This window comes from Aquimarina brevivitae (genome assembly GCF_004216895.1).
Lineage (GTDB): Bacteria > Bacteroidota > Bacteroidia > Flavobacteriales > Flavobacteriaceae > Aquimarina > Aquimarina brevivitae.
Map to the genome: position 1 here is coordinate 1013521 of NZ_SGXE01000002.1, position 23207 is coordinate 1036727.

The 23207-nt window shown below is 34.8% G+C and carries 27 protein-coding genes; 20 read left to right on the forward strand and 7 right to left on the reverse strand.

Features of this window, described 5'->3' with window-relative positions:
- Positions 1-14 precede the first annotated feature (14 nt).
- The 10 genes from EV197_RS12245 to EV197_RS12290 all read left to right on the forward strand — a co-directional run bounded on the left by EV197_RS12245 (position 15) and on the right by EV197_RS12290 (position 7717).
- Positions 15-446, forward strand: coding sequence for a response regulator (locus tag EV197_RS12245; RefSeq protein WP_130287047.1), 432 nt, complete (start codon positions 15-17; stop codon positions 444-446).
- Between the two features lie 18 nt (positions 447-464).
- On the forward strand, positions 465-1094 hold the full coding sequence (locus tag EV197_RS12250) for a response regulator (protein WP_130287048.1): 630 nt from the start codon (positions 465-467) through the stop codon (positions 1092-1094).
- The gene (locus EV197_RS12255) at positions 1094-1477 is read left to right on the forward strand and encodes a response regulator (RefSeq protein ID WP_130287049.1); all 384 of its coding nucleotides are present in this window, start codon (positions 1094-1096) and stop codon (positions 1475-1477) included. The genes EV197_RS12250 and EV197_RS12255 overlap by 1 nt, the downstream gene beginning before the upstream one ends.
- A 97-nt stretch (positions 1478-1574) precedes the next feature.
- Positions 1575-2045, forward strand: coding sequence for an OsmC family protein (locus tag EV197_RS12260; protein ID WP_130287050.1), 471 nt, complete (start codon positions 1575-1577; stop codon positions 2043-2045).
- Between the two features lie 153 nt (positions 2046-2198).
- The gene (locus EV197_RS12265) at positions 2199-3572 is read left to right on the forward strand and encodes a hypothetical protein (protein WP_130287051.1); all 1374 of its coding nucleotides are present in this window, start codon (positions 2199-2201) and stop codon (positions 3570-3572) included.
- Positions 3573-3638: 66 nt separating this feature from the next.
- Complete coding sequence (locus EV197_RS12270) at positions 3639-4043, forward strand: hypothetical protein (RefSeq protein WP_130287052.1); 405 nt, start codon at positions 3639-3641, stop codon at positions 4041-4043.
- 75 nt (positions 4044-4118) lie between these two features.
- Positions 4119-5339 (forward strand): hypothetical protein, encoded by a 1221-nt coding sequence (locus tag EV197_RS12275; RefSeq protein WP_130287053.1) that lies wholly within the window; start codon positions 4119-4121, stop codon positions 5337-5339.
- Between the two features lie 57 nt (positions 5340-5396).
- The gene (locus EV197_RS12280) at positions 5397-6113 is read left to right on the forward strand and encodes a DUF6090 family protein (protein WP_130287054.1); all 717 of its coding nucleotides are present in this window, start codon (positions 5397-5399) and stop codon (positions 6111-6113) included.
- Between the two features lie 68 nt (positions 6114-6181).
- The gene (locus EV197_RS12285) at positions 6182-6559 is read left to right on the forward strand and encodes a hypothetical protein (protein WP_130287055.1); all 378 of its coding nucleotides are present in this window, start codon (positions 6182-6184) and stop codon (positions 6557-6559) included.
- Positions 6560-6613: 54 nt separating this feature from the next.
- The gene (locus EV197_RS12290; protein WP_130287056.1) at positions 6614-7717 is read left to right on the forward strand and encodes a serine hydrolase domain-containing protein; all 1104 of its coding nucleotides are present in this window, start codon (positions 6614-6616) and stop codon (positions 7715-7717) included.
- A 37-nt stretch (positions 7718-7754) separates the two neighbouring features.
- Here the strand turns inward: EV197_RS12290 and EV197_RS12295 are convergent, their stop codons facing one another.
- A complete protein-coding gene (locus EV197_RS12295; protein WP_130287057.1) occupies positions 7755-8351 on the reverse strand; it encodes an MCP four helix bundle domain-containing protein in 597 nt (198 codons plus the stop codon).
- Positions 8352-8574: 223 nt separating this feature from the next.
- On the opposite strand from EV197_RS12295, the gene EV197_RS12300 reads away from it, so the two are divergent.
- Positions 8575-9222, forward strand: coding sequence for a hypothetical protein (locus tag EV197_RS12300; protein WP_130287058.1), 648 nt, complete (start codon positions 8575-8577; stop codon positions 9220-9222).
- Here the strand turns inward: EV197_RS12300 and EV197_RS12305 are convergent.
- Entirely contained in the window at positions 9219-9836 is a 618-nt protein-coding gene (locus tag EV197_RS12305; protein WP_130287059.1) for a class I SAM-dependent methyltransferase, read from the reverse strand. The genes EV197_RS12300 and EV197_RS12305 overlap by 4 nt on opposite strands.
- A 184-nt stretch (positions 9837-10020) precedes the next feature.
- Between EV197_RS12305 and EV197_RS12310 the strand changes: the two genes are divergently transcribed.
- Positions 10021-10611, forward strand: a complete 591-nt coding sequence (locus tag EV197_RS12310; protein ID WP_130287060.1) for an aspartyl/asparaginyl beta-hydroxylase domain-containing protein — start codon at positions 10021-10023, stop codon at positions 10609-10611.
- Positions 10612-10919: 308 nt separating this feature from the next.
- On the opposite strand, the gene EV197_RS12315 is transcribed toward EV197_RS12310, so the two are convergent.
- A complete protein-coding gene (locus tag EV197_RS12315) occupies positions 10920-12203 on the reverse strand; it encodes a cystathionine gamma-synthase family protein (RefSeq protein WP_130287061.1) in 1284 nt (427 codons plus the stop codon).
- Between the two features lie 168 nt (positions 12204-12371).
- Here EV197_RS12315 and EV197_RS12320 point away from each other — a divergent pair, with 168 nt between their 5' ends.
- Positions 12372-12833, forward strand: a complete 462-nt coding sequence (locus EV197_RS12320; protein WP_130287062.1) for an Lrp/AsnC family transcriptional regulator — start codon at positions 12372-12374, stop codon at positions 12831-12833.
- A gap of 72 nt (positions 12834-12905) precedes the next feature.
- On the forward strand, positions 12906-13634 hold the full coding sequence (locus EV197_RS12325; RefSeq protein ID WP_130287063.1) for an SDR family oxidoreductase: 729 nt from the start codon (positions 12906-12908) through the stop codon (positions 13632-13634).
- A gap of 10 nt (positions 13635-13644) precedes the next feature.
- Here the strand turns inward: EV197_RS12325 and holA are convergent, their stop codons facing one another.
- A complete protein-coding gene (holA, locus tag EV197_RS12330; protein ID WP_130287064.1) occupies positions 13645-14649 on the reverse strand; it encodes a DNA polymerase III subunit delta in 1005 nt (334 codons plus the stop codon).
- Between the two features lie 26 nt (positions 14650-14675).
- On the opposite strand from holA, the gene EV197_RS12335 reads away from it, so the two are divergent.
- The 5 genes from EV197_RS12335 to EV197_RS12355 all read left to right on the forward strand — a co-directional run bounded on the left by EV197_RS12335 (position 14676) and on the right by EV197_RS12355 (position 18297).
- Positions 14676-15134, forward strand: a complete 459-nt coding sequence (locus EV197_RS12335) for a type I restriction enzyme HsdR N-terminal domain-containing protein (RefSeq protein ID WP_130287065.1) — start codon at positions 14676-14678, stop codon at positions 15132-15134.
- Positions 15135-15144: 10 nt separating this feature from the next.
- Positions 15145-16152 (forward strand): glycosyltransferase family 2 protein, encoded by a 1008-nt coding sequence (locus tag EV197_RS12340; RefSeq protein WP_130287066.1) that lies wholly within the window; start codon positions 15145-15147, stop codon positions 16150-16152.
- An 83-nt stretch (positions 16153-16235) separates the two neighbouring features.
- Positions 16236-17102 carry an OmpA/MotB family protein gene (locus EV197_RS12345; RefSeq protein WP_130287067.1) on the forward strand — a complete coding sequence of 289 codons (867 nt, stop codon included), beginning with the start codon at positions 16236-16238 and terminating at the stop codon, positions 17100-17102.
- Between the two features lie 78 nt (positions 17103-17180).
- On the forward strand, positions 17181-17951 hold the full coding sequence (locus EV197_RS12350; protein ID WP_130287068.1) for a DUF3108 domain-containing protein: 771 nt from the start codon (positions 17181-17183) through the stop codon (positions 17949-17951).
- Between the two features lie 4 nt (positions 17952-17955).
- The gene (locus EV197_RS12355; RefSeq protein WP_130287069.1) at positions 17956-18297 is read left to right on the forward strand and encodes a hypothetical protein; all 342 of its coding nucleotides are present in this window, start codon (positions 17956-17958) and stop codon (positions 18295-18297) included.
- Between the two features lie 65 nt (positions 18298-18362).
- Here the strand turns inward: EV197_RS12355 and EV197_RS12360 are convergent, their stop codons facing one another.
- Entirely contained in the window at positions 18363-18950 is a 588-nt protein-coding gene (locus EV197_RS12360; protein WP_130287070.1) for a hypothetical protein, read from the reverse strand.
- 262 nt (positions 18951-19212) lie between these two features.
- Here EV197_RS12360 and EV197_RS12365 point away from each other — a divergent pair, with 262 nt between their 5' ends.
- Positions 19213-20100, forward strand: coding sequence for an AraC family transcriptional regulator (locus EV197_RS12365; protein ID WP_130287071.1), 888 nt, complete (start codon positions 19213-19215; stop codon positions 20098-20100).
- 3 nt (positions 20101-20103) lie between these two features.
- On the opposite strand, the gene EV197_RS12370 is transcribed toward EV197_RS12365, so the two are convergent.
- Together EV197_RS12370 and EV197_RS12375 are read right to left on the reverse strand one after the other, a co-directional pair.
- Positions 20104-20724, reverse strand: coding sequence for an L-threonylcarbamoyladenylate synthase (locus tag EV197_RS12370; RefSeq protein WP_130287072.1), 621 nt, complete (start codon positions 20722-20724; stop codon positions 20104-20106).
- A 70-nt stretch (positions 20725-20794) separates the two neighbouring features.
- A complete protein-coding gene (locus EV197_RS12375; RefSeq protein WP_130287073.1) occupies positions 20795-23122 on the reverse strand; it encodes an ATP-dependent helicase in 2328 nt (775 codons plus the stop codon).
- Positions 23123-23207 lie beyond the last annotated feature (85 nt).

Genomic DNA, 23207 nt, shown 5'->3' on the forward strand with positions numbered 1-23207 from the left:
AAAAATTTACACCAATGGATTTTAAACCTGTACACATTCTCCTAGTCGAAGATAATGAGGGAGATATCATATTAACACTAGACGCTTTTGAAGAAACCAAAGTAAAAAATGATATCAGTGTGGTTAGAAATGGTAAAGAAGCTCTAGATTTTTTGCATAAAAAAGGAGATTACGAAGATGTCAGAAAACCTGATCTCATTCTGTTGGATATTAACCTACCTGTTTATAATGGACATGAAGTGCTTAAGAAGATTAAAACAGATGAAAAACTAAAAAAAATCCCTGTGATTATTCTTACTACTTCTTCAAACCAGTCTGATATTGACAAAGCCTACGAAAATCACACCAACAGTTATGTAAAAAAACCACTGAATATGAAAGATTTTTTAGAAGCGATACTAAAAATAGAGGCTTTTTGGTTACAATTATCTAAATTAGCTGAATAGCCGTATAGCCCTAAACTTATGAAAAAAGATTTATCAATCTTGGTGATTGAAGATAATCCTGGAGACCTCGTACTGGTAGAAGATTATCTTATTGAAAAATTAAAAACCGTAAAAATTATAAAACACAAAGATTATAAGTCTACTGTTAAATTTCTAGAATGTGAAAAAAGTATTTGCGATATCATTTTACTTGATCTTAATCTACCCGATATGAAGGGTATTGAATTGGTTGAAAATATGATGATTCAAAGCCCTCAAATTCCGATTATTATATTAACCGGGTATACAGATCTTCCCCTAGCTAAAAAAAGTTTAGAATTAGGAGTCTACGATTTTCTAATAAAAGACGAAATCAACCCTACCCTACTTCATAAAAGTATTGATTTTGCCATAAGCAGAAGTAATTATGTACGTCAAATTGAACAGCAAAATGAAAAACTGAAGAGTATTGCTTGGACACAATCTCACGTAGTTAGAGCTCCCTTAGCCAGAATCCTAGGCATTGTTGATATGATTGAAAATTTGGATAATGATGCAAACGAATTAGCATTTTGGTTAGAACAATTAAAAGTATCCTCCAATGAAATGGATGAAATTGTTCGAGATATCGTTAAGAAAACCCAAACCATTAAATTTAAAAAACAATAGTGCAGCAACACGTTTTTATCATAGATGATGACCCCATTTTTCGACTGATGAGTAAAAAGATGATCAGTAATTTAGCGGTCCCAAAGTTATCCATTATAGAATGTGAAGATGGACAAATTGGTATTGAGCAATTATCTAAATTAAGAGCCTCTAAAGACAACGTAGTTATCTTACTCGATATAAATATGCCGATTCTGGATGGATGGAATTTTTTAGAAGAATTAGAAAAACAGCATCGCTTTGATCTCCAACAAGTAACAGTATGTATGGTGACCTCCTCTACTGATGATAGTGATGTACATAAAGCAAAAAAATATAAATTGGTGAAAAAATTTGTACATAAACCACTGCATATAGATGATTTAAAATCTCTTTTAGGTTGAATTCGGCTATGCTAAACTACGCTAATACAATAAGCTTTTACGCTTTTATTTTACTACCCATATCAATCAATACAACCACTAAATTGATACGTTTACTATGAAAAAGCATACCTATACTAGTACAATAGTGTGGACCGGAAATAAAGGTCAAGGTACCCAAGACTACAGATCGTATACTAGAAACCACGATATTATGATCGATGGTAAATATGATACGATTAAAGGCTCCTCTGATCCGGCATTCTTAGGAGATCCTACAAAATATAACCCAGAAGATCTTTTTTTATCCTCACTCTCCGCTTGTCATATGCTTTGGTACTTACATCTATGTGCTAGTAATCAAATCACCGTAATTGAGTATATAGATCAAGCTAGCGGTACGCTAGAGATGGCAAAAAACGGAAGTGGCCAATTTACCGAAGTCACTTTAAATCCATCTGTAACTATTGCTGATAAAAGCGATATTGAAAAAGCAAATGAATTGCATAAAGAGGCTAATAAAATGTGTTTCATTGCCAATTCTTGTAATTTTATCATAAAACATAACCCAAAAACCGTGTCTGTCTAACGGTATTACTAAACCAGAACATGGTAGAGAACAAGTACCTTTAAACAACATCATAACAAAAGAATTTGCCCCCTGATTGCTAACTTTTCTTATTAATTTTACATAAGCGATTAAACTTATGGTCATTTGTAAAGTCAAAAGGTAAATGCACTTATGATGAAAAAGCTGACTTCCTTTGTCTTTATAGTTTTATTGGCGATTGCCAGTTGTACAAATGAAGAAAACCTTTCCCTAACTGCTAATCCGGAACCGATGCAAAACCGATCCGCTTTTGGAATTGATGGGTTGAATCGTAATTATTTATCAGATATCGCCCTTTTGGCTGATGGTATCTCTGGCATCAATGGTATCAGTTGGGATGACATTGAGCCTAATCCTCCACAAAACGGTGTGCATGATTATCGGCTAACTAGCGAAATGATTGAATTAAATAGCGCTCTACAAAGTAATAGCCGTAAGCTTCAGCTCAATTTTCGTTTATCCTCAAATTGGGCTATCCAAAGAGACCCTAATCAACCAGTGACCAATCCCGAAGACGGGTCCAGAGAAGGTGGTATATTAGGAGTTAATCCTACTCACGAAAATGACCTGGTAGCTGTTATTGAACACATCTTAAGCAATTTAAATATAGAAGTACTACAAATCGGCTCCGAAGCTGAAAATGAATGGCTTGATGCAAGTGCTTATGTGCATGCACTAGCAATAATATACCAAACCGCTAAACGCATCCAACCTGATATTACTATAATGATCTTTGGATTTAATCCTGCCAATTATTTTACCCACCCAGATCGTTTTAACACCCAACTCATTACCAACAAACTTAATTTTGTAACCAAGGTTTTAGAACTTGGGGCTCCTTATTTTGATGTGTTTTCATTTCACGCCTCGAGAGAGTTAGAAGCCATAGAACCAACGGTGACCTGGATTAAGGAGCAAATGCAATCCTATGGCTACACCAAACCTGTGTGGGTGGATGATATGTACTCTGCTCCCTGGTTAGATCCTGTGTATGGATCACAAAACGACAGAGAACTATATAACCAATTGATAAGCGAAGAACCCCAAGCCATAGCAATGTTCGATAGTCTTCAAGCAGGTTATATGATTAAAAAATTAACAGTTGGTTTTGCCTGCGGAATCGAGAAAATATTTGTGTCCACTGATGTAGATTTTGAGGCCTATTATATTCCTAACTGGCGTTATGTTGGCTTATTAAAAAGTAGTGGCCAACGAAAACCAGCCTATTATAACCTTAAACTACTCATAGACAAGACTAGTGGTTTTGAGCGGGTTAATTCTATAGGAAATGGTTTATTTGAATTTAAATTTTTCAACAACAATTCCATTTATGTCTATTGGAGTGAGGGTAATAGCACTGATGTTTTAACTGCTCTACAAGCTAATTCCTATACCATTCATCAATTCGCCTATCATATAAATGAAGCACCTAATTCTTCTGTAGTAACCTCATTGGAAAATATAAATTTTGACTCAAATCCAGTACTTATTGAACTTAATGAGTAAATCTGTTTTATATCGAAACCTATCTTCAAACTAATTTAATTATATTCAACCCAATTCTGGGACACAATGAAATTTACAAAAGTTCTTGCCAAAACAAATCGGTATGCTCTATACACTGCTTATGAAGATGTCTTTTTTTATGATGAACTCCACAAAATTGAAATTTGGAGAAGGACTATGTTTGGTGAAGCAGCTTGTGGGTTCATTTCGGCCTCAACTGATTGGGCAATAGTTGGTGGTGAGTACCTTTTATTATGGAAAAATAATCAGCTTAAAGAATTCAATAAACCTGAACTTTGCTGGTGCCATTGCATTAGACAAACAGATACTAACGAAGTAGAACTATTGATAGATCCCTGGAGTAAACACGCAGCTATCTGGAAATTTAATAGTGCAGCAGAAACTTTTGAAAAGCTTAGAGATTTTAAAAAATACCTCAATAAACCTTATACAGATACTGTTGTTTGGTAAAATTTGTTACTTATATTTACGATCGAATACGAAAAATCAATTCATTTCTCTACTAAAATAATATCTGAATCATATATGAAAACTATTTTCTATTTTTCTATGGCCGCTATTTTATTAAGCTCATGTCAAAAAGATAAAAAAGATGTAGCTCCAACTCCAATTGACTTTACATTAGAGTATAAATTTACATCAGAGATAGAACAATGGGTAAAACAAGATACAACTCCTTGGAAATATCAAATGAGTGCAGTTGATTATGCTACTAAAGGAGATTATAAACACGCATTGGAGCAATGGGATTCTGCTATGGGTAGTCGCAATATAAACTATACACCCGAGCGTATCGATTCCATACGCAATCAATATAAACAGGTTAATGCAAAGGATTATATACTTAAACGAGCAAAAGATGAACAGATTATTATAATCAACGAAGCGCATCACAGCTCATTTCATCGATTTTTCACCAAATCACTATTGCAAGATTTGTATGATCTAGGCTATAAAAATTTTGGTTTAGAGGGACTGGTCAATGGCACTACTAAAGATACTTTATTAAATAAACGAAACTATCCTCTTCAATCCTCAGGGTTTTATATGAAAGAGCCCCAATACGGAAACTTAGTCAGAGAAGCACTTTCAATTGGGTATACCCTTTTTCCTTATGAGCAAACATCGGATGTTAATAATGCTGAACGTGAAATAGAGCAAGCTAGATACATCGAAAAATTTATCGAAGCACATCCTGGAGAAAAAATCTTGATCTACTGTGGTTACGACCACGCTTATGAAGGCCCGCATAGCTATTGGGGTAAAGCTATGGCTGGTCGTCTTAAGGAGTATACTGATATAGATCCCTTTACCATTAATCAAACTAACTATATGGAAAAAGGAAATCCTGATTTTAACCATCCCTTTGCAAAAGCTATCGATATCAAAGAGTCCGTAGTGCTATTAGATAAGGATGGCCAACCACTTGGAGCACAGAGCGAACAAGCTTATACCGATATTATCCTTTTTCATCCCAACACCAGTTACACAAATAATAGAGCAGACTGGTTATTTACGAATAACAACACTAAGCATTCAGTTACATTAAAGGATTTTGAAAAAATGCTGCCTGTATTTATTCTAGCTTTTAAAGAAGGTGAAGATATCCATCAGGCAGTACCAGTAGATATAACTGAAGTGTATAACCCTAACGAAGCTGCCCTTTTAGCATTACCGAAAGGCAGGTATAACATCGTTGTTACCAATAAAAATAAGGCTTTTGTTTTTACAGAAGAAGTAAAATAGCGCCTTACATTTCATTTTGTTAAACTTGGATTAAACCTCTTATTATATTGAAATGCAATGCTAAGATTCAATACAAAAAAGAAAAACGATGCCTCTGCTACTCGAACTGGTTTTTTTAGCTATGCCGTGCGCGAAATTATTTTAGTTGTCATCGGAATATTGATTGCTGTATCCATAAACAATTGCAATGAAGAGCGAAAACAAAATAAAGAATTAAACTATCTATTGATACGAGTGCAGGAGGATCTCAAAAAAGATATCGCCCAAATAGATACCATCCTTACCTTTTACGATAAACGTAAACCTTATTATAAAAAAGTATTAACTACAGGATTTACAAAAAAGGATTATAAAAAAAATAGAAGTTTAGCTTTTCTTATTTTTGGATACCCTGAATTAACCATTAACCAAAGTGGAATTACAGCAATTGAAAATTTTAAAGGTGAAATATCTCATCAAAAAGAACGTTTAGTCCAAGAATTAATCAGCTTTTATAAAAGGCAAGTATGGGAAATTAAAGTTGATAACGACCTAAGATTAGAAGATTTTAAAGAGAATTTCAACTATTGGAAAACCAATGAAAATTGGTGGGTAGACTATGTAATGCTTAATGTTACTGATGAGTTTATTGATTACGCAGTTAACAGTAAAGATTATAAGAACCGAGTTGCCACCTCAGAGTTCTTCACCTATAAAGTATATCTACCTGAAATCGCTAAGTTTAAGCGTGAAGGTCTAAAATTAATTGATAAAATAGAAAAGGTAAAACAATAGAAATATGCTAATGTGATCTTTTTCAAATAAAGCCTTATCTTACTTTACTGATAGCTATATATTATGGTATGAAATATTCAATCCTGTTTTTTGTAATGCTACTTGTAGCTTGCAATAATGACACAAAATCAAATAAGCGCAAAACTATAGACTCCCGGACGCTACATGACAGGAATATCAAAGCTTCGAAGGTTAATTCACAAACCATACTAGAAATAGATAGCCTTAATAAAGATTCAATACAGCTAATAAATAAGCTAGTAAAGGTTTTTAAATTCAGAGCAAATAGAGACCGTAAAGAAAGAGAACGTATTTATGATTCACTTCTAAAAAACTTTCAAAAAGATTCCTTCAAAATCACCATTAAACCGGACGATAGTTTACTTTATGCTAAAGTTGATTCTATTTTAATGTCAAAAAGGCTACAAGAAGAATATATAGAATAAGTGATCTAATTAAACTTTTATACTGATTATGAGTCTAAGCTTTAAAATGAATTAATGAGATTTTTATTTCCCCTATTACCACTTTGTATTCTTTTGTTTGGATGTAGCTCATCTGATGAAACAGTGACCACCACAATACCTCAAGAAGAAATGTACTTTCCCTCCACCGCTAATGACAATTGGGATACGGTTGACATAGCTTCGCTGAACTGGAATGAAGAAGAATTAACCGGTTTATTTATGCATTTAGAAACCAATAACACTCGAGCATTTATTGTACTAAAAAATGGTAGGATTGCCATTGAAAAATATTGGGGAAATAATATCGTAAATACCGCTGCTTTTACCAGGGATAGCCAATGGTACTGGGCCTCTGCCGGTAAATCCTTAACAGCAACGTTGGTGGGTATTGCCCAACAAGAGGGTTTGTTAGCTATTGGGGATAAAACTTCTGACTATTTGGGTGCAGATTGGACTTCACTAAGCTTAGCAAAAGAAAATTTAATTACCATTAAGGATCAATTACAAATGACCACGGGATTGGATTATGAAATTTCTGATCTTGACTGCACCGTACCCAATTGCCTTACCTATCGACAAGATGCAGGTACACAGTGGTATTATCACAATGCTCCATATACATTGCTAGAGCAAGTGGTGAGTAATGCGGCAGGTACAGATTACAATAACTATACAGATCAAAAGATAGAATCTCCTATAGGTATGAATGGACAATGGATCCTGTCTGGATATAATAATGTATATTGGAGTACAGCAAGAGATATGGCACGTTTTGGATTATTAATAGAAAACGAAGGTAACTGGGATGGTATTGAAGTTCTTAATGATCAAAATTATTATACCCAGATGGTATCAAGCTCACAAGAATTAAATCCTGCTTATGGCTATTTGTGGTGGTTAAATGGCAAAAATAGTATCATATTTCCTAGTTTGCCAAACTCCTTCCCGATTCCTTTAACAGAAAATGCACCAGATGATCTATTTGCTGCTTTGGGAAAAAATGGTCAGATCATCGATATTGTCCCAAGTCAAAATTTAGTAGTAATTCGCATGGGCGAAGCACCGGATGGTTCGTTGGTTCCCATTCAGTTTCACGATGAAATGTGGCAAAACCTGAACCGCGTTATTACTGAATAAACGCTTACTTGTTAAGACTCAACACAGTTAGTTGAATTTATGACGCTTCTTTTTTAGGCTGATACATTATAATAATCTGTATAACTATAGCGATAAAGACTAAAAGGTAAATCTCAATTTGGGTAAATAATTCAACGGTATCCATAGCTTTTTTACTTATAGACATTTGTTTATTTCCCTCGCGCAACTGGATCTCTGATAATGTACCAAGATCATTTTTTAACAGAGCTATCTGCGCTATTAACTTATCTCGATGCTTTAGTGTAGGCGACTCCTCCTCTATTTTTTTTAGCGCTGCAAAATCTTGTTGTAGGTTGCTAAAAACCTGGCTCTCATCGGTAGTCAATTTGGTTCGTTGAAAACGAAGAATGGCTTCAGCAATGTTACCATTTGCAATTGAATTTTGACGATCAAAAAACACACTGTCAGATGCAATTAATGCGACTTCCTTTTGATGTAAAGCGTTTGAGATATCCAAAATTAATCCTTTAGCAATCAATCGGTCTTCATAAATGGAAACCACAGAATCTTTAACTCTTTCAAAGCTATTTTTATCAATTAAATTAGTAGTAACGATCAATACAAAAATGATCAATATCCCTAAAACCCATTTAATTTTGTTGTAAAACCCCATAGTACAATATGTATTTTAAAAAATGATTATTCCGTCATAAATATAGAATAAAAAACTGAGGTCAAGAGCACAGAAGAAATCGATTAGAAACAAGTAGGTTTATGATTAAAAAATTAATTACATCATTTCAAGGTATTTTACTATCTTGAGCCACTATTGAAATCCTTATGAATTAAACTAAACAAAAAGGATTGCTCCAATTCATTTAAACATTCAAGATACCATGAAAACTTCCTTTTCTATTCTACTCACAGTATTCCTAGCTATGTTTACTTTCGCTCAGGATGGCGTGTATATTAAATATGAATTAAAAATTGAGAACACAACACCAGAAGCTGAAATGATGGCTGCGATGATGCAAGGCAGTATGATGGAAGTAGCATCAGGAGCCAGTTCTTCTTATGTTAATACTAAAATGGGAAGTATGATGACCACCGTAGCAAAATATGATTTAAAAAAGAATCATATTCTTATTTATATGGAGGGGATGATGGGTAAAATGGCTTTTGAAGGAAACCCAAATAAAGAAGAAGAAAATTCAATACAAAACCTAACGTTTCATGATGAAACTAAGATGATTCTTTCTAAAAAATGTAAAAAAGCGACAAGTACCGATGAAGAAGGCAATACCTCTGTTTTTTGGTACACCGAAGAAATCCCAAGACCCGAAGGTATTGATATTATGCCTAATCAGCTTCCTGGGATATGCTTAGAAATTTCTACCCAGACTGCAGGTGAAATGACCATGACATTTACCGCTTCTTCATTAAAAGAAAATATTGACCTTAGTGATTATAATGTTAATGTACCTAAGGATGTTGAAATTAAAAGTTTAGAAGAAATGACTAATATGGGTATGGGAACTAACTAGTTCATCTGATATAATTTAGTGACCAAAACACCAGGATGATCCCTTAAACGAACAACACATAATAGAGTTTCATCAACAACCTTAAGGTTGAATGGTGGGTCTAATAATTGTACTCCGCTTTGTTTTTTAAGCCGAATACCCTGACCAGAGATGATGTCTTTATTGGGAATAAAATTACCTTCTGGTACATGCTCCGTTATTATAACAAATGAATAGTTGTTTAACTTTGATACAATCTTTTTAATTTCAGCATTAGACAAATGCTGTAAAACCTGCCGAAGAATAGCAACATCAGCTTTAGGCAAAGGATCTTCTGCAATATCAAGGCATTGAAATACTACGTTGTTCAGCGGGTACATTTGTTGATTTCTTAGAATAAGTGCTTCGACAATATCAACTCCAATAAATGTTGAAGTGCATTCCACTAACTGTTTACCCACATTAAAGTCTCCGCAACCCAGATCACAAACCGTTACAGGTTCAGGTAGTGACTTTAAAAATGTACTAACCGCATCAATATAGGGCAAGACACTATCTGGATGATGTGATCCAATACCGGAGTAAAAATCTACCTCTTCTCCACCCCACAAATTATTTTCATAAATCTGATCCATTGCCTTTTTTGTTGGCCATGGCTTTTTAACTTTCTTACTTTGATTTTGTGGCTTCTTAATAATTATGTTGAGTTATAAATGAATATGTAGCTTTCTTAAAATAGGGATACTAAGAATTAATAAACATTTTCTATCTTAGATCACAAATGTAAGCACAAGTGCTGCCTTTACAAATATTTTGTTTATGACTCTTAAAACTTCCTCCTTGACCACCGACCGGATTAAACTGCCTTTTTACTTTAATGCCAATAAAATGTTTGAAGAATTTAACCAATTAAAACCAGATGGTTTTGAATACTATAGCGTAATTCCTTTACGATCCCCTGCACATTTGGTAGATCCTTCCTTACCATTTCCTCCACCAGCTGATGACTATGCAGATGGTTCCTGGACTGATTGGTTAGATACTCAAGAATTGCAAAACTCACCCTATTTATTAAGTGTTGTTGACGAATTTCGTAAACACACCAAAGTAACACTGGTAAGACTGCTAAGACTTGCCGCAGGAGCTGAAGTTCAAGAGCATACAGATCCCACACTTGGATTAGAGATTGATCGATCGGTGATACGATTAACCATTCCTATTACCCATAACGACCAGGTTAATTTTTATTTGAATAAAACAGTGGTGCCTATGCAGCCCGGAGAATGTTGGTATCTGAAACTTACAGATCCCCACGCTATAACCAATCACAGTACTACAGAACGTGTTAATATGACTATTGATATGATTCCTAATGATTGGATTAAAAATACTATTAGGGATAGCCAGTAGTTCTGTTATCTATGTATGGCGTGGCTACAAGCTGCAGGTAATTCTCTAAGAAATGCTAAAACTACGCTAATTTTAATTCCGAATAAGTTCATAACTGAAAATGTAAAAATGGTTAATACTTAGATTTTGTAATGATTATGATACAAATGTAGTAGTTAACATCCTTTACATCAATGGGGAAAAAACCCTTATTTCATACGTTAAGTTCCCCTTTAATCCATTAGACGTAATGTTTTCACCTCAAACCATGAAAACAACAAAGCCGGATATGAATAATCCGGCTTCAATAGTAGGTTCAGTCCATGCACTTACCCTAGCACTTCATTTTTCGACTCTGTTATAGCTACTTTTTCCAGTGCCTGATCCAAATCCCAAATAAGATCCTTAGTACTTTCTACACCAATTGACAAGCGCACTAGTTTAGCAGTAATGTTCATTTGTTTGCATTGCTCAGGATCTACACCAGCGTGTGTCATCGTTTTAGGATGTTCTGCCAAACTCTCTGTACTACCAAGACTAACAGCCAGTTTCATCAACTTTAAATTATTTAGAAAGGCAAAAGCTTCTCGCTCTCCACCAACGATATCAAAAGAAACCATAGCGCCCGGAGCAGAACATTGCTTACGATACGTAGTGTATTTATCCGTTCCTTCTTCCAACAGTCCTAAATAATATACCTTTTCTACCTTTGGATGCTGATTTAAGTATTCTGCTACGACCTGCGCATTCTTAGTTTGTTGATCCATACGAACTTTTAAAGTTTCTAAACTTCTAAGCATCAACCAGGCCGTATGTGGACTTACCATATTACCTAAAAAGGTACGCAGCGTTTTTACTCGTATCATAAGTTCCGCGTTACCTAATACAGCACCTGCAATAAGATCGCTATGTCCGCCTATATATTTGGTTGCTGAATATAAAACCAAATCCGCTCCACATTGTAAAGGATGCTGCCACAATGGTCCCATATACGTATTATCAACAGCTACTAAAACTTGTTTGTCGTCGGTACTATATTTTTTAGCTAGTAGACTAAAATCCGCAATGTCCACAATATTATTGGTTGGATTTGCTGGTGTTTCTAAATAAATCATCGCTAATTTATCTGCTTTACCCGAAGCTTCAATCATAGCCTTGACTTCTTCCATTGATTGATGCGGCATTACTCCTATGGTGTGTACTCCTATTTTAGCTAAAAAATGATGAATAAAATGATCTGTGCCTCCATACACAGGATTGCTAAATACTAACAAATCACCAGGTTGTAGAAACTCTAGTAAAACAGTACTTATTGCTGACATACCGCTTTCAAAAACCGCACAATCATCGGCTTTGTCCCAAAGGGAAAGCCTATTCTCTAATATTTCCAAATTCGGATTATTTATTCGACTATAAATTAACCCTAATTCCTCGGTATCTGATTTTTGTCGTAAACCATATGCTAATTCAAAAAACGCTTTTCCTTCTTCTGCTGTTTTGAAAACAAAGGTAGAGGTTTGAAAAATGGGACATTTAATAGCTCCTTCAGACAATTCAGGTTTATAGCCATAGGTCATCATTAAGCTTTCTGGGTTAAAATCGTGCTTATTCATAGGGTTATGGTTTAAAATTTGTATTCCTTTTACTGGAAATAAATGTAAAGCAGAAAGAATAATAAACCATATCCAGTACTAAAATCAGTTTTTTATTATATTTATTTATTAATTTTAGAATATTTTTCTTTTTTAACAGAAATTAAACAGCTTAGCCAGCAAAAAATTATGGATAAGATTGATCGATCAATACTCATTTTATTGCAAAAAGATGGTAAAATTACAATCAAAGAAATTGCAGAGCGTCTTAACTTAACAACAACCCCTGTTTTTGAACGTGTTAAACGATTAGAAAAAAATGGATTTATTATAGGATATCAAGCACTTATTGACCGAAAAAAGATTGGGTTAGAATTGATGATATTTTGTAATGTAACGCTTAACCTCCATCAAAAAGACTATTTACATAAGTTTGAAAAAGACATACAGCAGTTTACGGAGGTTGTAGAATGTTTTCACGTTGCCGGAATGTTTGATTACTTGCTAAAGGTTTATGCTAAAAATGTAGAAAGTTATCAGGAATTCCTTTCCAATAAACTGGCTTCACTAGACAATATCTCAAAAGTACAAAGCTCTTTTGTGATGACTGAAGTAAAGAAAAAAAACTACTTACCTATTAACTTGACTTAGGGTATTTTTAAAATTCAATTAACAGTGGTTGTATTCGAGTTATTTTACCTTTGACAGTAAAATAGATACCACATGAATCTCAAAGAAGCAAAAATTTTAATCACTGGCGGTAACTCAGGTATAGGAAAAGCCACCGCTAAATTACTAAAGGATAAAGGAGCAGAAGTTATTATTGCTGGTCGAAATAAAGAAACTTTAGAAGGTACCGCAAAAGAACTTGAGCTAGGCTACATACAGGCAGACGTGACCCAGGAAGAAGAAGTTGTACGTATGGTTGAGCAAGCCGCTTCACGCATGAATGGTCTTAACGTATTAATCAATAATGCCGGTTATGGTTATGTGGCAAACCTGGTCGATATTGAACCTCAAAAGCTCAGAGATCAATTGGATACTAATATTGTTGGGGCAGCACTTTGTGCTAGAGAATGTGCTAAGATTTTTGTAGATCAAGACTACGGTAATATTATCAACATTGGTTCTACATCCTCATTGAAAGGTTCGCCTACGGCTTCGCCTTATGTGGCTACCAAATTTGCCTTGCGAGGTATGACCGAAAGCTGGCGTAATGAATTAAGGCCGCACAACATCCGAGTGATGCAGGTAAACCCAAGTGAAGTGATGACTAGTTTTTCTGATAACCGAGTGGATAACAATAAAAAAGAAAAACAGTATACCGCAGCAGAACAAGAAACCAAATTACGTGGAGAGGAAATTGCACATACCATTGCAAGTTTATTAAGTATGGATGATCGCGGATTTATTACAGAGGCTACAGTTTTTGCAACCAATCCAAAAGTTTAAAATGTGGGATTTACTCCATGATTTTAACCAAGAGCTCTTTCAAGATATCTCCTTGAGATAGATTTGCTGCTCCTACGCCCTTACTTTTTACATCTGCATCTCGCAACAATCCAATGGTATGACTAACGCGTTTCATAGGATAGTTGTTGGCAGCCGTGGAATAGTCACTGGTAAAATAGGGATTAATTTTTAAGGCTGCAGCAACACTTTTAGAGGATTTATCCGACAAGCCGTGGTACTTTAATAATTGCGAGAAAAAACTATGCAATAAGGATATGGTGACTACAAGTGGGTTATCCTTGGGGTTTTGTGCAAAATAGGTAATGATTCTAAATGCTTTAATACGATCCTTTTCGCCAATAGCTTTACGTAACTCAAAGTTATTGAATTCTTTACTTATTCCGATATTTTCTTCGATATGGTCTGGAGAAATAGTGGTGCCTTTTGGTAATATTAATTTAAGTTTTTCTAACTCATTATTGATTTTACCAAGATCTGTCCCTAAAAATTCAACCAGCATCTGTGCCGCTTTAGGAGCTATACTATAATTGGAACCAGAAAGTACCCGTCGTATCCAATCTGCTACTTGATTTTCATAGAGCTTTTTACTTTCGAATATCACCCCGTTTTTAGCAACCGTTTTATACAGTTTTTTACGTTTATCTATCTTTTTATACTTATAACATAATACCAAAATGGTTGATTGTTGTGGATTTTCGGCATAATCTGCTAATTTCTCAATGGTTCGGGATAACTCCTGTGCTTCCTTTACTATAACCACCTGGTGCTCTGCCATCATAGGGTAGCGCTTGGCATTGGATACAATTTCATCCACACTTACATCCCTACCATACAATGTCATTTGATTGAAGCCACGCTCTTCTTCAGTCAATACGTGTTTATCAATAAATTCCGAAATTCGGTCTATATAATAAGGCTCCTCCCCCATTAAAAAATAAATCGGCTTGAAATTTCTTTTCTTTAAATCATTAACAATATGTATTACTTCATCCATTAAGAAAAAATCATCAAATTTGTACTATGCAAAAGCTCAACTTTCCGCCCTATCAATTTAGGCTCAAAAGTAGCGAAAATAAAATAGCTATTTTTGATGATATTCGTAAAAAGTTTGTTATCCTAACACCCGAAGAATGGGTAAGGCAGCATACCGTAATGTATTTGAAAGAAGAAAAGCAGTATCCCAAAAGTTTGATGAATATCGAAAAAGCAATCAAAATAAATAGCTTAACCAAACGCTATGATGTCATCATATTTCATCCCAATGGTAAGATAAATGTTGTGGTAGAATGCAAGGCACCATCTGTGCCTATCACGCAAGATACTTTTGATCAAATTGCACGGTATAATTTGGCATTAAATGCAGACTTTTTGATGATTACCAATGGGCTGAACCATTATTATTGCAAAATGGATTATCAAAATGAACGTTATGATTTTCTACAAGAATTACCCAATTACCAACAACAAACCCTAAATTAACCCTTAGTACGTGAAACTAGCAGTTGTCATATTAAACTGGAACGGAGCCCAATTATTAGAAGAGTTTTTACCTTCTGTGATCAAAAACTCTCCTGAAGCTACCATCTATGTAGCGGATAATGCATCTACTGATAACTCGGTTCAATTTATCCAAACTAATTTTCCTTCAGTGATTATAGTTCAAAATACAACTAACGGAGGTTATGCCAAGGGATATAATGAAGCCTTAGAGCACATAGAAGCTGATATTTATTGTTTGCTCAATAGCGATGTAGAGGTTACCAAAAATTGGTTAACGCCTATCCTTAAGGAGTTTGAGGAGTATCCCAATACAGCTATTATTCAACCTAAAATCCTGGATTACAAACAAAAAACACATTTTGAATATGCCGGAGCAGCTGGTGGGTATATTGACAAATATGGTTATCCGTTCTGTAGAGGAAGAATTTTTGATACGCTCGAAGAAGATCAAGGGCAGTTTGACGATCGTCAAGAGATATTTTGGGCAAGTGGAGCTTGCTTATTTATTAGAAAACCCATTTTTGAAGAAGCTGGGAAATTTGACGAAGATTATTTTGCCCATCAAGAAGAAATCGACCTCTGTTGGCGTGTTAGTAATTTAGGGTACCAAACTATGTATATCGGAACTTCAACTGTTTATCACCTCGGCGGAGCTACCTTAAATGTTATGAATCCTAAAAAAACAAAGCTCAATTTTAGAAATAGTTTGTACAATCTGGTCAAGAATGTAAACGGTAGCCAAGTGCTCTGGATCATTTTTGTACGATTAGTATTAGATGGAATTGCAGGAATCAAATTTGTTTTTGAGGGGAAATTTTCTCATTTTATTGCTATATTACAAGCACACTTTGATTTTTATAAAAACTTGAGAATACTTGTAAATAAAAGGAAAAAAAGATGGGCTACTAAAAAATATTATCTTATTTCCTCCGTTATAATTCAGTATTATATTTACAAAAACATAAAATTTGATCAATTACCGGTTGATAACCATTAAATTATTGTTAATGCTATAGCATTGCGTAACATTTTTAATAATTTTGAGTTAATAACCTAATAGGACTAAAAACAAATAACCTAATGAAAAAAGCGATGATTATTGGGGCCTCGATGGCCATTTTACTTTCTTCTTGTGTATCTCAAAAAAAATATGCAGAACTAGAAGCAAAGCAAAAAGAAACACAAGACTTATTAAATACTGCAACTGTTAAACTAAATACTTGTTTAGAAGAAAAGGCAAGTACTTCGTCTGAAGTTGAAGTTTTAAAAGATCAAATAAACAGCCTTAAAAATACAAATGCTGCATTATTAAATAATGTAGGAGATCTTGCTACACTTTCTACTAAAGAAGCAGAAAACTTAGAGCGCTCTTTAGAAAGTATCAAAGAAAAAGATATGCAGATCAAAACTATGAATGAGGCAATGAATAAAAAAGATTCTGTGACTTTAGCATTAGTAACAAGTCTTAAAGGAGCTTTAGGTAATCTTGCCGATGAAGACATTCAAGTAAATGTTGAAAAAGGAGTAGTTTATGTATCTATATCAGATAAATTATTATTCAAGAGCGGCAGTTACAATGTTTCTACAAGAGCAAGAGAAGTGTTAGGTAAAGTTGCTAAAGTAGTGAACGATAAGCCAGACATCGAATTCTTAGTAGAAGGCCATACAGATAATGTTCCAATCAAAGCTTCTGGAATTAAAGACAACTGGGATCTAAGTGTAAAACGTGCAACTGCTGTAGTTCGAATTTTACAAAATGATTTTGGTGTTGAGCCTAAGCGTATGACCGCTGCTGGTAGAAGTTATTATGTACCTGTAGCTGATAATAGTACTGCTGAAAACAGAGCTAAAAACAGAAGAACAAGAATCGTGGTATTACCAAAATTAGATCAGTTCTACAATATGATCGAAGAAGGTATGAAAAAAGCGACTGAAGGAGGAAATTAATTTCTGACTTTAAAAGAATATTTTATATTTGAAGGCTGATCGTTTAATGCGATCAGCCTTTTATTATACCTGCACTTTATGAAACAATTTATCCTCCTTTGCCTGACTGTAATAAGTTTACAAACCATTGCACAGCAAAACACCGCTATCGGATCAAACGAAAAACTTACCTACACAGCCTCCTACAATATGTCTGGTTTGCTTACCAATATAGCTCAGGTTTCCATGACAACGGAACCCGTAAACACAGGCAAGAATAATTACCTAAGACTAAAGTGTAATGCGGCAACCTATTCCAAATGGGATTCATTTTTTAAAATTAGAGATTTGTACGAATCCTATGTAAACCCAAATAACCTCGCTCCTTATTTATATAAACGTAATATTGATGAAGGCGGCTATGTTAAAATGGAAAAATACGTATACAACAACAAAAATAAAACGATCAAAGCTACCATGCAACGGAGGCAAAATAAGCCAACTACGCAATCATTACCTATGAAGGCTAGTACTTTTGATGTGGTAACCACCTTATATCACATAAGAAATATGGATATCGATAAAGCACCAGTAGGTAGTACGCATCAACTTAACTTGCTGTTCGACAGAAAAGTGCAAGGGGTTACACTTTCGCTATTAGGTAAAGAAAACGTAAACACTACCGTTTTTGGTAATAAAATGTGTTACAAAATTGCGATTAACTCCTCTAACAAAGCCTTGAAAGGAAAAAACGAGAATATTATCTACCTTACTGCAGACAAGAACAAAGTACCGGTATTAATTAAATTTAGTATACCTGCCGGTAATGGTATACTAACCTTATCAAGTGCCTCAGGATTAAAAAATTAATGAAATGAGAACCTTATTTTTAACCTTAACAATAATTGCGGTTACCATTGGTACCCTAATGGCAATACTACCATTTGGATCATTGGCCGTATTACCAGGAGTATTTTCACTTATTACTGCAGCTTTAGCCTACTACCTATCTAAAAAACAAGAGAAAAACAAAGTTTTTCCGCTAGGACTGTTAGCCATAAGTATTTTGATCATTGTAGTAAGTAGTACCAAGTTTTTATGGGTAAAAGACGAAGTGGCAACTGATCAGAAATTTGAGCAAAAAGAAGAAGAAAGTAAAGAAGAGTCCATTGATGAACTCAAAGAAATAGAAAACGAATTAGAAGATTTGGAATAATTGTATACTAAAAAATCCGGGTAGTACAACACCCGGATTTACTTTTATAAGCTTAATCTTATATTTTAAATACTTACCTCTTCTTTAAAAGTACGGTCCCCGGTAGTAAAGTGAATCGTATACTTACCAGAAGGAACTTCGGCAAAATTAAATGCACGTTTGATAACATATTCCTGATTAGATATTTGCTCCTCGTGAAGCTCAATTCCTTCTTCATCGTTGATAGAAAGGGTTACTTTATTTCCTTCAATATTATTGAATAAAATATGGATCATACCTTTTTTGACTTTAATGGTAGGTTTAAATAACAACTTTACTGAAGTATCAATAAGAGCGACTCCTTGAGCGTTCTTTACCACTGGAGTTACTTTAATGTCAAAAGCTGTTTCTGTTTCTACAAAGTATATACCATCCTTTACTAGGGTAAGATCAAACGTTTTTTGAAAAGATTGGTCCGCCGCTAAAGTCATCGTAAACAATACCTCTCCTTCATAGTTCTTTAAGTATAATTTTTGACCTTTTAGGGCGTGTTCTAACGACACGTGTATGGTGGATTCGTTTTCAATCTTAACAGATAAAATGTCTGAAGCATTAGCGTTTAATGTAACCAATGCAGTACATATCAATACAAAAGTTTTAATCATTCTTCTCATAATTCTCGGTTTTTGTGGTTAATGAATTACAGGGCAAATGTACGTCTATTGTATATCGACAAATACAATTATATTTGCCTATTTATGTGCTATATTAGCATTTTTACTATATAATTAGATAGTTTAAAGTCAATTTAAAACATATTAATTTAGTATATTGTATTTCTTTAACATTAAACCATATAATTTAGCAAAAACCTAACTGATTTTTTGTCAAAATACTGCTTTTGGAAGCACATATTCGTAAGCTAATACCTTTGCAATGAAAACCATTAAAAACACCAAGCAAAAGCCCTATCTAGAAAAGATTGTACCCGAATTCGGGTCTTCCTTTCATTATGAAACCTTTTCTAAAGAAAAAAAGAATAAGGATCCTATCTGGCACTATCACCCTGAAATCGAAATTGTATACGTTAATGGAGGTACGGGTAAGCAACAAATTGGAAGCCACGTATCCTTTTACCGAAATGGTGCATTAATGCTGATTGGTTCTAACCTACCGCATTGTGGTTTGACCGATCGGTTTACTGGTAATAGTTATGAAACCGTGATTCAGATGATGCCTGATTTTCTAGGCTCGGGTTTTTTTAAGGCCCCAGAAATGAAAGAGATACAACGATTATTGAACAATGCTAAGAAAGGAATTGTTTTTCACGCCGCTGCCAAGAGAGCAATTGGGACTAAAATTGAAGCCTTACAAGGTCTTTCTTCTTTTGAGAAATTATTGGGTCTATTAGACGTCTTACAAGATATGAGTGCTACAAAACAATATACTATTCTTAATGCTGAAGGTTATAGTCTCGAAACAGGCATACAGGATAATGATCGAATCAATCAAATATTTAATTTTGTGCAGGAGGAATTTACACGCGCTATTCCGTTAGAAGAAATAGCTGATTTGGTCAGTATGAGTGTTCCGGGGTTTTGCAGATACTTTAAAAAAATTACGGGAAAAACGTTTATACAGTTTGTCAATGAATACCGATTAGTACATGCCGCTAAGCTATTACATGAAAAACGAATCAGCATAACCGATATCTGTTTTGAAAGTGGGTTTTCTAATTTTTCGCACTTTACCAAACAATTCAAAAAATTTACAGGCAGAACACCAAGTGCCTATCGTAATGAATTAAATTATGTGGTTTTTTAAATGTTAGAGCAACTCGGTAGCCCCTTTTCCTTCCCTTATTAATTCTGGTTCTGGTCCAGTAAGATCTATTATGGTGGAAGGAATGTTATCTCCATAACCCCCATCAATTACCATATCTACCAGATTATCCCATTTTTCTAATATAAGTTCTGGATCAGTAGTATATTCTATCACTTCATCCTCATCATATATAGAAGTGGATACAATGGGGTTCCCTAATGTATTAACAATAGCTTTGCAAATATTATTATCCGGCACCCGTATACCAACGGTCTTCTTTTTTTTAAATACAGTAGGTAATTTATTACTGCCAGGCAAAATAAAAGTGTAAGGTCCAGGCAATGCACGTTTCAAAATTTTAAATGTTGCCGTATCAATTTGTCGTACATAATCAGAAAGATTACTCAAATCTTCACAAATAAAAGAAAAATTGGCTTTCTCCAATTTTACGCCCTTGATGTGGGCAACTTTTTCTAAAGCGCGATTATTGGTAATATCACAACCTAAACCATACACGGTATCTGTAGGGTAAATAATAAGTCCACCATCGCGCAGACAATCCACCACCTTTTTGATTTCTTTTGGGTTTGGGTTTTCATTATATATCCTTACATATTCAGCCATGCAGTATTTTTATAGTAAAGATACTCATTATTTTATCTAAGTGTAAAAAAACTCCGTGGCAAAAAGACGGCTATAACACCTTAAGCTTGGCGAAACGTAATAAAAGTTTTTTTATACCCCCATTTTCGAAATTAATCTCAGCCTTTTTATCCTGTCCCACTCCTTCTACCTTAAGTACTTTACCTCTTCCAAAACGCATATGTTCTACCACCGTTCCAGGAACAAGATCAGAATCGAATAAATTGGATTTACTAGTTGCAGCATCATTAGTCGTAGCCGGTCTTAATTTTCGCAGTTTACGCAACTGCTCCTCCGTAGGCTTGTGACTTGTCGGAGGTGTTCCAGAAACTGGCTTTTTAAGACGTAATTTACTTTTATCTACTTCACCAAATATATCAGAATCAATGAGTGGTTTATAACGATAATCGTCTACAGGTGTCAGGTATTCTAAATAGGTGTCATCAATCTCCTCTATAAATCGACTGGGTTCGGCATCTACCAATTTACCCCATCGATATCTGGACTGCGTATAAGTCAAATAGGCTTGTTTTTCGGCTCTGGTAAGCGCTACATAAAATAACCGTCGCTCCTCTTCTAGTTCACTTCGGGTATTCATACTCATCCCCGATGGAAAAAGATCTTCCTCCATACCTACAATATACACATACGGAAACTCCAACCCTTTTGCCAGATGTATGGTCATTAATGCTACCCGGTCATCATCGCCTTTATCCTGATCTAAGTCTGTTGCCAGCGCCACATCTTCTAAAAACTCTGTAAGCGCACCCCTAGCATCAGCCACTTCCTTTTGTCCTTCCACAAAATCACGAATACCATTAAGTAATTCTTCAATATTTTCAATACGTGCAACCCCCTCTGGTGTGGTATCCTTTTTTAACTCTAAAAGTAATCCTGTTTTCTTAGCTACCATTTCAGCTAAAACGAAGGCATTAGAGGTTTCATTGGCAATCTGAAAACTTTTGATCATATTCATAAAGTTTTCCAGACGATTTTTGGTAGAGGTATTTATCTTTAAATTGATCCTATCCAGGTTTTCAATCACCTCAAAAATAGAACGATCATAATGATTGGCTGCTACGATTAATTTATTGACTGTAGTATTCCCAATTCCTCTGGTAGGATAATTGATAACGCGTTTAAGCGCCTCTTCATCCCTAGGATTAATTACTAATCTGAGATAGGCTAAAACATCTTTTATCTCTTTGCGCTGATAAAAAGAAAGGCCACCATAAATACGATATTTGATATCTCGTTTTCTTAGGGCGTCTTCTATAGCTCTAGATTGGGCGTTGGTACGGTATAACACCGCAAAATCACCATTGGGCAATTGATGTTGCATTTGGTTTTCAAAGATAGAACTGGCAACAAAACGTCCTTCATCCCCATCTGTCAATAATCTATTCACGATGATTTTTGGACCATCATCATTTGCCGTCCAAACTACCTTATCTAGTTTGGTTTTATTTTTATCAATAACCGAATTAGCGGCTTGCACAATATTCTTTGTAGAGCGATAATTTTGCTCTAATCGATATTGTTGTACATTATCATAGTCGCGTTGAAAATTCAGAATGTTATTGATATTAGCACCTCTAAACGCATAAATACTCTGTGCATCATCTCCCACCACACAGATATTCTGAAAACGATCCGATAAGGCTCTTACAATAAGATATTGAGAGTGATTGGTATCCTGGTACTCATCAACCAGTATGTATCGAAAACGATCTTGATATTTTGATAATACCTCAGGAAATCGATTGAGCAGCTCATTGGTTTTTAATAACAAATCATCAAAATCCATTGCCCCCGCTTTAAAGCAACGATCCACATAGTTTTGATAAATATCACCTAATCGAGGGCGTTTTGCCATGGCATCAGACTCCATCAATTCAGGATTCTGAAAATAAGCTTTAACCGTTATTAAACTATTTTTATAAGACGATATTCTAGAGTATACCTGCTTGTATTTATAAATATCCTTATCCAAGCCCATTTCTTTAATGATAGAAGCCACCAAACGTTGAGAGTCCTGGGTATCATAAATCGTAAAATTAGAAGGGTACCCTAATTTATCCGCTTCAAAACGCAAAATTTTGGCAAATATAGAGTGAAACGTTCCCATCCATAGGTTTTTTGATTCGCTCGCCCCTACAATATCAGCAATCCGTTTTTTCATTTCTCGGGCTGCCTTATTGGTAAAAGTCAATGCCAATATATTAAAGGGATCTACACCTTTATGCATCAAATAGGCTATGCGATAGGTAAGCACTCGGGTTTTTCCGGATCCTGCTCCGGCAATTACAATCATTGGTCCTTCTTTCTGCAATACAGGCGCTCTTTGGGCATCATTCAATTCAGCTAAATACTCTTCCAAACTTGTAATATTTTTTAAAGGCGAAATTTACTTATAATCTCAATTTTATTAAACTCTAACCCTACATACTTATAAACAAAACATC